This is a genomic window from Peribacillus sp. NPDC097224, assembly GCF_044761985.1.
In the GTDB taxonomy this organism is placed as follows: domain Bacteria; phylum Bacillota; class Bacilli; order Bacillales; family DSM-1321; genus Peribacillus.
Genome location: NZ_JBIWDK010000003.1, coordinates 63,595 through 76,882 on the forward strand (window position 1 = coordinate 63,595; position 13,288 = coordinate 76,882).

Annotated in this window: 10 protein-coding genes and 1 pseudogene; 4 read left to right on the forward strand and 7 right to left on the reverse strand. The window is 44.1% G+C overall.

Going from position 1 to position 13,288, the window contains the following annotated elements; genetic code table 11:
* The first annotated feature begins 22 nt into the window (after positions 1 to 22).
* Positions 23 to 538: a signal peptidase I gene (gene lepB / locus ACIQXR_RS06955; protein WP_402867516.1), complete on the forward strand. Its 516-nt coding sequence runs from the start codon at positions 23 to 25 to the stop codon at positions 536 to 538.
* A gap of 130 nt (positions 539 to 668) precedes the next feature.
* Positions 669 to 1,715 carry a nicotinate-nucleotide--dimethylbenzimidazole phosphoribosyltransferase gene (cobT, locus tag ACIQXR_RS06960; protein WP_402868504.1) on the forward strand — a complete coding sequence of 349 codons (1,047 nt, stop codon included), beginning with the start codon at positions 669 to 671 and terminating at the stop codon, positions 1,713 to 1,715.
* Between the two features lie 40 nt (positions 1,716 to 1,755).
* On the opposite strand, the pseudogene ACIQXR_RS06965 reads toward cobT, so the two are convergent.
* The 4 genes and pseudogenes from ACIQXR_RS06965 to ACIQXR_RS06980 all read right to left on the reverse strand — a co-directional run bounded on the left by ACIQXR_RS06965 (position 1,756) and on the right by ACIQXR_RS06980 (position 7,099).
* A pseudogene (locus ACIQXR_RS06965) lies at positions 1,756 to 2,279 on the reverse strand (HXXEE domain-containing protein).
* Positions 2,280 to 2,312: 33 nt separating this feature from the next.
* Positions 2,313 to 4,211 (reverse strand): N-acetylmuramoyl-L-alanine amidase family protein, encoded by a 1,899-nt coding sequence (locus ACIQXR_RS06970; RefSeq protein ID WP_402867517.1) that lies wholly within the window; start codon positions 4,209 to 4,211, stop codon positions 2,313 to 2,315.
* Positions 4,212 to 4,822: 611 nt separating this feature from the next.
* Positions 4,823 to 5,422 carry a DNA-3-methyladenine glycosylase gene (locus ACIQXR_RS06975; protein WP_402867519.1) on the reverse strand — a complete coding sequence of 200 codons (600 nt, stop codon included), beginning with the start codon at positions 5,420 to 5,422 and terminating at the stop codon, positions 4,823 to 4,825.
* Positions 5,423 to 5,530: 108 nt separating this feature from the next.
* Entirely contained in the window at positions 5,531 to 7,099 is a 1,569-nt protein-coding gene (locus tag ACIQXR_RS06980) for an MDR family MFS transporter (protein WP_402867520.1), read from the reverse strand.
* A 255-nt stretch (positions 7,100 to 7,354) separates the two neighbouring features.
* Between ACIQXR_RS06980 and proC the strand changes: the two genes are divergently transcribed.
* Both proC and ACIQXR_RS06990 read left to right on the forward strand, forming a co-directional pair.
* On the forward strand, positions 7,355 to 8,161 hold the full coding sequence (gene proC, locus ACIQXR_RS06985; RefSeq protein ID WP_402867521.1) for a pyrroline-5-carboxylate reductase: 807 nt from the start codon (positions 7,355 to 7,357) through the stop codon (positions 8,159 to 8,161).
* 83 nt (positions 8,162 to 8,244) lie between these two features.
* The gene (locus tag ACIQXR_RS06990) at positions 8,245 to 9,612 is read left to right on the forward strand and encodes an FAD-binding oxidoreductase (protein WP_402867522.1); all 1,368 of its coding nucleotides are present in this window, start codon (positions 8,245 to 8,247) and stop codon (positions 9,610 to 9,612) included.
* Between the two features lie 106 nt (positions 9,613 to 9,718).
* Here the strand turns inward: ACIQXR_RS06990 and ald are convergent, their stop codons facing one another.
* The 3 genes from ald to ACIQXR_RS07005 form a co-directional block, all read right to left on the reverse strand.
* Positions 9,719 to 10,852, reverse strand: a complete 1,134-nt coding sequence (ald, locus tag ACIQXR_RS06995) for an alanine dehydrogenase (protein WP_402867523.1) — start codon at positions 10,850 to 10,852, stop codon at positions 9,719 to 9,721.
* A 195-nt stretch (positions 10,853 to 11,047) separates the two neighbouring features.
* Entirely contained in the window at positions 11,048 to 11,872 is an 825-nt protein-coding gene (locus tag ACIQXR_RS07000) for an EcsC family protein (protein WP_402867524.1), read from the reverse strand.
* A 49-nt stretch (positions 11,873 to 11,921) separates the two neighbouring features.
* Entirely contained in the window at positions 11,922 to 13,175 is a 1,254-nt protein-coding gene (locus tag ACIQXR_RS07005; protein WP_402867525.1) for a PucR family transcriptional regulator, read from the reverse strand.
* Positions 13,176 to 13,288: the final 113 nt, after the last annotated feature.

Here is a 13,288-nt window from a genome sequence, read left to right on the forward strand (position 1 = left end):
TTTTGGAGAGAAAGGGGATTTCATGAAAAAAGAACTTTTTTCTTGGGTAAAATCGGTACTTATTGCATTAATCGTCGTTTTCATTTGTCGTCAGTTTTTATTTGTTCCAGTGACTGTAAAAGGTGAGTCCATGGAGCCCACTTACGAAAATAATGACCGGATTGTCGTTACGAAAGTCGGAAACATCGAGCATTTTGATATGGTTGTATTTCACGCTCCGGATGCAGAAAAAGATTATATTAAAAGAGTCATCGGACTTGCGGGCGATAGTGTGGAAATGAAGGATGACGTGCTTTACATAAATGGGAAACAATATAAGGAACCATATGTGGAATCAAAAAAAGAGGAAATCCAATCTGATGAAAACTTGACTGAGAATTTCGACGTGAAAGTTCCAAAAGGGACTTTATTCGTAATGGGAGATAATCGCAGGCATAGTTGGGATAGCAGAAGGTTCGGTGTCATCCGCGAAGATTCACTTGTAGGGAAAGTGGAGTTTCGTTTCTTCCCTTTGAATGAACTGGGTGCCCCTCAATGACATGATATTTTGTTGGTTAAAAAGAATCCTATTGATAGTATAGACTAATTCGAACTTTTAGAAGATGATAGGTAAAGGGCTTTTCCATTGGGTAAGGTCTTTTATTTGATATGTGGAGGTTTTTTGAATGATGAAGAATGGGCTAGCCACTCTATCCATCCCAGAGTTGGATGAAGAGATGGGAAGGCAAGTGAAAGGGTACGTGGATTCGCTGACTGTTCCGCAGGGAAGTTTGGGAAGGCTTGAGGAATTGGTTATCGAACTGGCGAAGATGACAGGCGAGGCCTTTCCGGAGGTGTCTAAACCTGGCGTGATCGTGTTTGCGGCAGATCATGGGATTACGGATGAAGGGGTATCCGCTTATCCAAAAGAAGTGACCGAACAAATGGCGCTCAATTTCCTTAATAACGGAGCGGCAATCAATGTATTCAGCCGTGCGATATCCGCTTACTTTGACATTGTTGATATCGGGATTGATGCGGATATTGAAGCCCCTGAATTGACGTCAAGGAAAGTTCGTCGCGGAACTCGAAACTTTTATAAAGAGGACGCGATGACGCTAGAAGAAGTAAACCAAGCGCTTGAAGTAGGGTATGAACGGGCAGAGGCCATGATCGAGCAAGGTGCGAAATGTCTGATCCTTGGCGAAATGGGAATTGGCAATACGACAGCGAGTTCTGCCATCATCTCGGTCGTTAGTGGAAAAAGCGTGGAATCGCTAGTGGGTCAGGGGACCGGCCTGAAAAGTGAAGGAATCATACATAAACAAAGAATCATTGAAGAGGCCATTTCGTTAAGAAATCCTAATCCGAAAGATCCAATCGATATTTTAATGAAAATCGGTGGACTCGAGATTGCCGGTATGGCAGGGGCGATGCTTGCAGCAGCCAACAAACGAATACCGATTTTGCTTGATGGGTTCATTACGACAACGGCTGGTGTGATTGCAAACTTGATTTCGAATCGTTGCGCTGATTATATGTTCGTTGGCCATCAATCGGCAGAACCCGGCCACAGAACGGCCATAGAATGGCTTGGTAAAGAGCCGATTCTCCAATTGGACATGAGAATTGGGGAAGGAACCGGTGCTGCGGTTGCATTTCCCATTCTTCAGGCAGCGACGTTGGTCGTAAAAGAAATGGCAACATTTGAATCAGCAGGGGTATCCAATAAATAATGAAAACAAAGAGGCCTTCTTGATGGGGGCCTCTTATTTTTCATGTGAAAAATCCAGCTAAACGAAGCATAAGCCAGATGATCAGGGGGTAGGAAAGTAGGCTTCCAGTAAGCGTTATGCACAAACTCCATACTCGGCCTACCTTATTTTTTAATACGTGTGCAAGCAGAATCATAGAAAAGAGACAGATGAAAAAGGCTGTAATAGCTCCTGGATTATACGAGCCAAAGTAAAAGAATAAAGCAAGATGCTGTACCGCATTGAAGAAAATGGCACCCTGTGTGAAGATGACCCAATGAATGGATGATAAGACCTGAATCTGATAAAGACAAATGATGAGGAATACTAGAACAGTCAAGATAGAAGCGGCAAGGATGAATTGAGATTGACTGAAAAAGGTATATGAAAGTGTTTTGTTAAGTATTCGGTCATACTTAATGATTCTTCCGAGTTGTGGAGGAGAAAGAATAAAGGAATGAGCCATAACGTTTTGTTAATAGAAACACCTCCTTTAGGATGGGGAAGAAAACAAAATGGATAGAAAGAAACCCGGACGATGAACATGTGAATGTCCATGAGTCCGGGCCGGTTGATCATTTACAGATTATAAGCGTCGACGTTGAAACCTTTTGCTTTGTAATAATCAAGTGTACCTTGATAGATCGCTTTGGCAGCCTGTTGTTTGTAATAAGTTTGTTTCAGTTTCGCTGCATCGCTTGCATTATCGATGAAACCTGCTTCTACAAGCGTTGCTGGCATGGAATTGTATTTTAGAACATAGAAGTTAGCTTCTTTTGTCCCTCTATTTTTAAAGTCCATATAATCTATTAATCTAGCCTGGATTTTTTGAGCTAGAAGTTTGCTATCGGCATTGTATGGATTGACCGTAGCCCTGCTATACGAACTATAATAGTACGTTTCGCCGCCAGTCCCGCCGCCGGCATTAATATGGACGCTGACAAAGACATCATCATCTGATTTCTTGTTCGCTGAAGCAAAGTCCATGCGTTTTTGCAGGGATTGGCTGGTTGTTATTTTGTTGTCATTTGCCGTAACGCTACTTGTCTTTGCAGTTCTGGTCATGATTGTTTGGATGGGCGTTTTATCAAATAATTTTTGAGCTCTCTCACTTATATCTAGAGTGAGTTCGGCTTCTTTCAGACCATTACCCACTGCACCGGGGTCCGTACCGCCATGACCAGGATCGATAATGATGGTAAGCCCACCTAATTGGGAGATGGAGGAGAGGGCTTCATCCTCAACCCAGCCTTGAAGATTACCAGCCTGGATGTAAGTCCAGCCATTTTTCTTTCCAAAGTAGGTCACAGTCGACCCTTTTGGGATGGAACCAATCGACCCCAAAGATGTGGTTGCAGAGATGTAGACATCTACCTTAGATGTTGTTTGAGAAATGCCTTCTGATTTGGATGAGGTTTTCATCGTCTCATTCAGGTATTTCTCTTCGATCCAACCAGTTGTACTGCTGCTTTGTATGGAACGCCAGCCATTATTCTGCTCTGAAATGGCTACCATTTTATTTTTTGCAAGGGCTGAACCAGTTGTACCACTGCTCTTGTTAGCCGATTTATAGATTTTGGTTGAACTGATTCCAGTGATTTTTGCAGTGGAAGTAGTATCTACGAGAAAGTCGGTCCATATCCATCCTTCCTTGGATACCGTCTGTACATATGTCCAATTCCCCATTGTCGCTAATGAAACAACAGATGTGCCGTTATTGATTTTTGCCTTAGCTCCAGAGCTTTTGGCTGGTCCTTTGTATAGGTTGGCATAACTTTTCGCAATGACGCCTTGTTGAGAAACGGTGTCATAATCGGTATTAGTTAAATGTGCGTTCCAAATCCAATAGCTCTTTCCATTTAGAAACACATGACGCCAACTATTTTTCACTTCTGCATAAGCGACAACACTACCGTTGCTCAGTTTTCCAGAGGTACCGTATTTCTTGCCGGCTCCATTATATAGATTGACATAACTAGCTTTGACCTTTCCTACACCGTATGTAGGCTGAATGTATTTCTCAGCTACCCATGCTTCCTGACCATTAACGTAAATATGACGCCAAGATCCGGACTTCTCGAATAGGATCGCGGTAGTGCCCGCTAAAGCGGAACCGCCTTTTCCATAGCTCTTGGCTGGTCCTTTATATAGATTATAAGACGCTTTTCCGTTTGTCAGAACAGCTTCGCCAAAAGAAGACTGTACATATTTGGACGCAATCCAGCCAAAATCATCGTTGCTTTGAAAGTATGTCCAGGCGCCTGAGGTTTTTATGATGGTAACCATTTCACCCTTTAGCACTTTTCCGCCAGTTGTCCCATAAGCCTTACCAGGCCCTTTATAGACATTGGCACTTTTTATTGTATGGATTATTCCCGTGTCATTGGATTCTGCAGCATTGACCTTAAGCGAAGGGCTGAGTGAAGTGGTCGTTATGAAGAATACGGCCATTGTAAGTAGTAGGATTTTTTTAAACATAATGGGTGACCTCCTTAGTTATAAGGACGCACAAAGAAAATGACTAATAATAACAGTCAGTTATGGATTGATCGTTATTATAAAAATGGCAACAAAGATTATGATTGTTCGAAAGGCACCTCCATTTATTTCAGCCGATATTTTTTCCATTTAAAGCACGTCTCGACATAATATAACATATTTAAGAGGTTTTGTTCAAAAAAATGTTAAATTGTGAGTTCTAAAGTTTCATGGATTTTAAGAATTGCTAGTCTAAAAGACTGGTTGCCTTACAAACATTTCCTTGAGACAGTGAAAACCGGTCAATTGAACGCATTGGGAATAAAAAAGGGAGGTGAATGGGTGGATGGGGATATAAATGGTAAAGGAGGAGGGAAGAGGAAGGGATTAGCCAATGTACTTTTAGCAGGTAGACACTGGCTTTGCTTGAGAATGTCTCTTTCAATAAAGAATGACTGCTATTTAATGGGTAAGAGAGGCAAAAAAAGCGTGGGGAAGCCAGCAGGCGAAAAGAAATGTGTGCCGTACCGTTTTTTGTGCTAATCGGGACATTTCAAGTTTTTAAAAGCTTAGCTTTCACCCGCAATTTCTCTGCATTCGCTTTTGACATGCTAGCGTGAAATAAAAGGACTGCCGGTCACCCAAAAGCGCCAAGGATAGTCTTTTGCTTCACCCGAGTTCCCGATGCCGATACGGGGTCCGCTTGAAATGTGATCGGGTCGTTTGCCGGAAGCAAGATAAAGTGGGGGTTCTGTAAACATATGTCCGTAATCTGACATCGTGATGCCAAGTGCCTTGGATAACTTCCCGGGTCCGTTCGTCAGTTTGCGGACATCAGGAAGACCACGCCTTTCATGCATTAATTCCACTCCCACATAGGGCTCCACTGCCCGAATCAAGATGGCTTCCGGAATTTCGGGACCGCCACTCACGACATTCACAAGGGTATGGGTATGCATGGAATATGTATAAATCATGCCGGACTCACCGAACATAACTTCCGTCCGCTTCGTCCTTCTATTGCCAAAGCTATGAGCTGCCCTGTCTATGGCCCCCATATAGGCTTCGGTTTCGACGATAAAACCAGCAGCCGTTCCTTCCGGGGTCTCTTTCACAAGCAGGCAACCCAAAAGGGATTGGGCCAGCTCAATCGTCGGCTGGTTGTAAAATTCCGGTGGCAAAATGGATGGGATGGTAGGTTCTTTTTGCATCGTATCACTCCAATAAGTAGGTTACAGTTAAAATTCCCTTATCGAAGAAAAAGAAACCTCAGGATACAAAATGAAAAAATCGACTACGCATGCAGCCGATCCATTAGCTTATAGGCTCCTATCGCTTTGCATTTCCTGATCCCGCTTGATTTTACCCGGCCCCACGGAAAGAGCGACTAATATTCCGGCAAAAATAAAAAAGACACCGGTAATGAAGACACTGGAAAAGGCATCGATCCAAGCATGTTCAATCGTCTTGATCAGGACTTGGCGGGCTTCTTCCGGCAGTTTCAGGTTTTCAGGATAAAGCATGATATTGAATAGCTTATCTGTCTGATTGGCTAGCCCCTTCAATGCTTCATGCAGTACAAGGTTCTTTTCGCTCAGCACGGCATCATCCATATTTTGTTGAAGATGATGGTTCATGACGGCATTCAAGATCGTAATCCCCATCGTTCCGCCAATGGAACGAAAGAAGGTAGAGGCTGCGGTGACCGAACCAAGCTGCGACTTTGGGAATTCATTCTGAACGGCAATCATCAACGTCGGCATGACTAGCCCCATTCCCACTCCAAGGACTGCCATGAAAATAAAGGCGGTCAGGATATTGGTTTCACCATCCATCGTACTCATGAGGATGAATCCAAGCGTTGCAAAAAACATTCCGGAGGTAAGCACCGTACGAAAGCGGAAGGTTAACAGCAGCCGGCCGCCGACGATACTGGCGAGAATCATGCCGATCATCATCGGGGTCATGGTCGAACCCGCTTTAGTCGGTGACACGCCAAGCACGCCCTGCATGAAAAGCGGAACGAACATGATGGCCCCGAACATGCCAAGGCCCAGTAGAAACCCTAAAATGTTCGTGGTGGCAAATACCCTATTTTTAAATAGGGATAAATCCAGGATCGGTTCAATGGCCCTTCTTTCAAACACCACAAAAAGGGCAAGGAAAACGAGGGTGCTCCCAAAGATGGATATAGAGTCGATCGACATCCACTCGAACTTATCACCTCCGAAGGTCAAGCCCAACAAAAGCAACACGATGCCAGGGATTAAGGTGAAAATCCCTAGATAATCGATGTGAACGTTCTCTTTTTTCAAGATGGTTTCATGCTTTAATCCGACGTAAATCATTCCTGCTGATAATAAACCGGTTGGTACATTGATGAGGAAAATCCAATGCCAGCTAATATGGTCTACAATCAGTCCACCCAAAAATGGACCGATAACGGCGCTTAATCCAAAAATGGCCCCGAAAACACCTTGCCATTTAGCTCTCTGTTCAGCTGTGAAAATGTCTCCGATAATGGTCTGGGATAAGGGCATGATCATCCCGCCCCCGATTCCTTGAAGGCCACGGTAAATGATGAGCTGCTCCATTGAAGTGGCGGTGGCGCATAAAAAGGAGCCAATCGTAAAGATGATAGTTCCCAGCAGGTAAAGGGAACGCCTGCCATATAAATCCGATAATTTCCCGACGATAGGAACGACGGTGGTGGAGGCAATTAAATAGGCGGTCGTCACCCAAGCGAAGATGGTGAAGCCATTCAATTCCCCGATGATCGTCGGCATTGCTGTACCGACAATTGTTTGCTCCAATGAGCTGAAAAACATCCCGATGATCAATCCGGTCAAGATAAGCGTGGTATTGATTGACTTTTTCTCCATGTCCATTTCGCGTCTCCTTCTTGTAAATTTCAATCTCCATTGTAAGATATTGACTAAGTGGCCAAAATTATAAACTTTTTCTGACTATATAGTCAATCCATATTTTTCGCTAAAAAAATCACTTGATTGGGATGGAATCTTAAAGGAATGGATCCCGTGATATTTTTCTTTTACACACACTAGGAAGTCTTGGGCATGTTTCTCATTTCTGAATCCGTTATAATAAGATACTAAATGAAGTTATGATTGGAAGTGGGAAATATGAATAAAAAAATTGGATTCATTGGATGCGGTAAAATGGGAGAGGCGATGCTGGGAGGCATGCTTCGTTCGGGCGTCGTATCTTCACAAATGATCATGGTCAGTACGGCAAGTGTAGGGACCTTGACTAAAGTCACTTCAAATTATGGAGTGCAAGGGTGTTTGGACAATAAGGAAGTGGCAGGATTTGCCGATATGCTTTTCCTTGCTATTCCACCGTCCATGCACGAGCGGGTGCTATCTGAAGTGAAGGATTATATAAAAGAAGATGTTGTAATCGTTACGATGGCCGCTGGAATCACCACGTCACAAATCGAAGAGGGCATCGGAAAACGGGTGAAGGTCGCAAGGACGATGCCGAACACTCCATCACTTGTAGGGGAAGGCATGACAGTAATCAGCATGAATGATGAAATCGATACTGCCGACATAAGGGAAGTCACAACACTATTGAACAGCTTTGGAAAAACGGAGCTCATCCAAGAACACCTGATGGATGCGGTGCCGGCAATCAGTGGATCTTCACCCGCCTATGTGTACATGTTCATCGAAGCCATCGCGGATGGCGGTGTACGTGATGGTATCCCGAGGAAGCAAGCTTATCGGATGGCTGCCCAAGCTGTTTTAGGCGCGGCTAAAATGGTACTTGAAACGGAGAAGCATCCTGGAGCGTTGAAGGATGATGTCTGTACCCCGGGTGGTTCAACGATTGCGGCCGTTGCCACTTTGGAAGAGAATCGGTTCAGGGCAAGCGTTTTGGAGGCGATGAAGGCCTGCACGGATAAAACAAAGGGAATCAATCACTGAGAGAAGGGAATTTGCCTGACAAATGGGTAACTTCCCTGGGAACTTTAATCAGAATATTTAGTTAAAAAACAGGGGGAAAAGACATGAAGGAACATATTGAACAATTAAGAAGCATTTTATCGGCAGGACAAATATCCGTGAATGAAACGATACTGGAACAACATAGTCATGATGAATCGTATCATGCGCCAAGGTTACCGGATGTGGTCGTTTATCCGAGAAATGCCTTAGAAACGAGTGCTGTCGTACGGTACGCCAATGAGCAAGGAATCCCAATCATTCCTTTTGGTTTGGGGTCGAGTTTGGAAGGGCATGTAGTCCCTGTAAACGGAGGGATCTCACTTGATTTATCCTTGATGAATAAGGTGCTTGAAATCAGCGCAGGCGATTTTTTAGTGAAGGTCCAACCGGGAGTAACACGGACACAATTGAATAAAGAACTGAAAAAATACGGGCTCTTTTTCTCGGTTGACCCAGGTGCCGACGCAACATTAGGTGGGATGGCGGCAACGAATGCAAGTGGGACGACTTCTGTTAAATACGGGATCATGAGGGATCAGGTTAGGGATTTGGAAGTGGTGCTTGCGAATGGGGAAATCATACATACTGGAAGTTCAGCGGCAAAATCTTCATCCGGGATTCACTTGAATGGTTTATTTGTCGGTTCGGAAGGCACGCTAGGGGTATTTACCGAATTAACGTTAAAGGTCTACGGGATCCCGGAAGTGACGATGGCGGGGAGGGCCACATTTCCAACCGTCGAAGCTGCGGTGGCAGCCGTGAATGGCATCATGGTTGCCGGCATTCCCATCGCACGAATCGAGCTAGTGGACTCGGAATCTATGAAAAAGGTAAATCAGTTCTTGGATAAGTCCTATGATGTAAAACCTACATTATTCTTGGAGTTTCACGGGAATGCAGCCGGGCTTGAGCAGGATGTGACATTCGCAAAGGAAATTGTCCGGGATTTAGGGTGTGAAGATATCCAGTTTGAAACGGATTCGAAAGCGCGTAACGAATTGTGGGAAGCCCGCCATAATCTTGCTTATGCATTCATCCATAGTGCACCAGGCAAAAAATTGATGGTGACTGATGTAAGCGTGCCTTTGAACGAATTGTCTCATGCCATTTTGGATTCGAGGGAAAAGATCGAACGATCGAAAGTGGAAGGTGCGATCGTCGGTCACGTGGGTGATGGGAATTATCATGTCTTGTTCATGGTGGATCTTAGTAACCCAGAGGAAGTGGTGGAAGCAAAGCGGATAAATGAGGAGATTGTCGAATACGCACTAACTAAAGGCGGTACGTGTACGGGGGAACATGGAGTGGGACTTGGGAAAAGAAAATATCAGCGGAGAGAGCATGGCACTGCATACGAAGTGATGAAAACGATCAAGCAGGCTTTGGACCCGAAAGGCATCATGAATCCTGGCAAAGTATTTGAAGACTGATCACACATAACGGTGGGTCGAAAATGATCATGTTCTTGTGCGTGTAGAAAAATACAAATACAGAAAAGGCTCCAGGACGTCATGAACGTCACTGGAGCTTATCATTTTAGGCATTAATATTATTTTGATCCAAGGCACTTACTACATTGACGTAATTATATCCAAGGTCCGTCGCAACAGCCTCAAACGTGATTTCGCCGTTGGCCACGTTTACCCCTTTTGCAAGGGCTTCATTTTCAAGAATGGCTTTAACAGCCCCCTTATTGGCAATTTGCAATGCGTAAGGAACGGTTACGTTCGTCAACGCTGTGGTCGATGTTTGAGGGACCGCACCAGGCATGTTCGCCACTGCATAGTGGACAACTCCGTGTTTTACGTAAGTAGGGTTGTCATGTGTTGTGATATGGTCAACCGTTTCAAAGATACCGCCTTGGTCAATGGCTACATCGACAATGACTGATCCCGGCGACATGGATTTGACCATTTCTTCCGTGACAAGTTTTGGAGCTTTTGCACCTGGAATCAGGACAGCCCCGATGACTAGGTCCGCATCTTTAACGGCTTCCGCTACATTGAATGGATTGGAAATGAGAGTGGTCAACTGATTTCCAAAAATATCATCCAGTTGGCGAAGACGGTCGGGACTTAAGTCAAGGATGGTTACATCCGCTCCCAGACCGATGGCGATTTTGGCTGCATTCGTTCCAACCATACCACCCCCGATGACCGCTACTTTACCGCGTTTGACACCAGGTACACCGCTTAGGAGGATACCTTTACCCCCGTTGTTTTTCTCAAGGAATTGAGCCCCGATTTGTGAGGCCATGCGTCCAGCGACTTCGCTCATTGGCGTTAATAATGGAAGTGTGCGATTTACGGAAACGGTTTCATAGGCAATGGCCAATACACCATTTTCCTTTAATGCTTTTGCCAATTCCGGTTCGGCGGCAAGGTGAAGATATGTGAAAAGAATCAAGTCTTTACGGAAATATTTATATTCAGATGGGATAGGTTCTTTTACCTTCATGATCATGTCCGTGCTTTCCCAAACGCTTGCAGCATCTTCGACCATGATGGCGCCGGCTTCCTGGTAGGATTCATTGGTGAAACTGCTTCCTAAGCCTGCGTTTACTTCTATAAAAACTTCATGTCCGGCATTGGCTAATGCCATAACACCAGCGGGAGTGATAGCTACACGGTTTTCGTTGTTCTTGATTTCTTTCGGAATGCCTATTCTCATCTAAAATACCTCCAATGGTTTCTTTTAAGTATTACCTAAAGTATAAACGCGATTGGAAAAGGTTAGTATGTGGAAATCAGAAAAGTGGAAAAGAGGCCTTTGTGGAATTCCACAAAGGCAGAGTCAAAAGGTATGGGTAACTATTGGATACGAGCCTGGATGACCAAGGTGTACGTAAGAAAATCTGACATGGAACTAATCAGTGGAACCGATTTCCTTCATTCGTTCTATAATTCTTCTTTTCTTATAAAGCATCATGCCTGTATCGGCCATATCGGAGATCATGGAACGATTGGTGAATGCACCAAAGATGATGCCTGCGACGGGAACCATCTGCAAAAGTTTCTTCCAACCGAATTGATCGCGATATGTATAGACCACTTCCCGCCAGCCTTGAAGCTCGGAAGCAATTTCTCTTTTAGATTCGGACCCAGGAAGGACCATGTTCTCCATTTCCTTTAAAAGCGTCTTTTTCCCGACGACATCAGATGTAGTGAACTGTAGGCATTTGACGATGAAAACCCGTTCCTGCTTGTCCCGTGGATTGTAACCATAGGCTACGGCCATGTCTTGCAGGGTTTTAATGGACATGCCAAGGAGGAGGGGGATATCGATGGCTAAAGTGAAAACTCCGCCTATTCCTGTACTGGCCCCCTGGACCGTCGCTAAATGACTACCCGATTTTTTAATATCTTGACCAACTTTGTCCATCACTTGGAGTGGCACATCCCTGGAGATATCTTCGATGGTAGTGATGTTCAAATTTGGGCTATGAACCTCCACCTTCCTGATGATGGCCGATTCCTTCGTTAGGTATTTGCCGCCTGTTTGTATGTAGCTACCTATTTCATCGAGCAGGGCACCCAACCTTTTTTGAATGAAGGACGGGGTCACTTTGTCGAGTATCTTAAAGGGGAGGCGACCGATCCGGTCCCAAAACCATAGACCTTTCTGTTCCTTTTCCCACTTATTTATGATTTGCAATTCTTTCTCAAGTTCTTCTCTTGGTTCCAGATTCATGGTGGTCATTCTCCTTTCCGTCTTCCTATCTTTACCCGTAATCTAAGATTCATCGTGCTTTTTTTAGAAATTCTTTATATTGTTCGATCTTGATGTCTAGAAAGAGGGACATCTTTTGAATCGGGTCCTTTAGGCGGATATTCCCGATTTCACTTATCCGTTTTAATCGGTAGTTCAACGTATTCACATGGATATGGAGAGTCCTTGAAGCTTCATTGGGATTGCCGTCTTTTTCGAGATAGACGGTCAGTGTGTGCAATAATTCGGTCTGATTTTTCATATCGTATGCTTTGAGCTTTAAAACAGAAGGATGGACCGTTCGCTGTTTGTTGTTTGCAAAGACATCAAGCATTTGAAACATGCCGAGCTCTTCATAATGCAGGATATGATTCATATCGTTTGGAAAAATCGACTTCATTTTCAGGGTATATAGCGCTTCCTCATAACTTGATTTCACGTCGGTCAGGTTTTTATACATGTTCCCGGATGTTCCAAGGATATGTTCCACACCAAACCGTCGTTGCATTTCCAATATGAAGTAAGGGATGAATTCATAAGTGGAGAAGGCAGATTCATTCTCCTGATTGAATCCAGTAAAAAGGATGAGCCTATTCTGGTCTATGGCAAAAAGGAAACTATGAATCTTTTGGGTGGTCGTTAGCATATAGGAAATGAAACGTTCGACTTCACGGTTGATTTCGTTTGGGAATTCAAATACCAATATGGAAAAGACGACTGGGACATGGATGGAAAACTTAGTGAAATGCTCGAGTATTTCCGATTCTTCCTGATAGTGTCCCGTCAACATGCGCCAAAGAAACTCCTGGTGTCCCGCTTCTTTCCTTTTCTTTTTCAATTGCAGTTGTTGTAGTTGATTTTTGGCTTCCTTGGCAGAAAAGTGGAGAAATTCCATATCCTCCTCAGAGAAAGGTTCGTTTACTTCCAATGCCCAGATGAAGCCCAGGACTTCATTGTTTTTCCGGATGGAAACCGCTGCCCGATTGCCAAGCCCGACGTCATGCCTGGCATCTATTTTTATCGGCATCCCATCTTTCAACAAGGAAGGAATGATGCCGTCTTTCCATAAGCTATTGATGACTTTTTCGGGTACCCGTCTGCCAATGATGGTCATGATCCGGGCTTGGTCTGTTGTATCATCATGGGTACTATAGGCAAGGAGACGATGGTTTCCGTCTTCTATTGTAATCGGACAACCTAAAACGGAACTGATTCTATCAGCAAACTCCATCATATCCCCATAAAGGTCTTTAAAAATATCTCTATTTTTCGTAAATTCCTTCATACTGCTAAGGCACCTCGCTTAAAAAATTCCTTCTTATACAAATTTTAAACGATTATCCTTATTTAACATAGTGATAGGATAGAAGAATTCCAGAAAATGAAAAAACCTGCTGA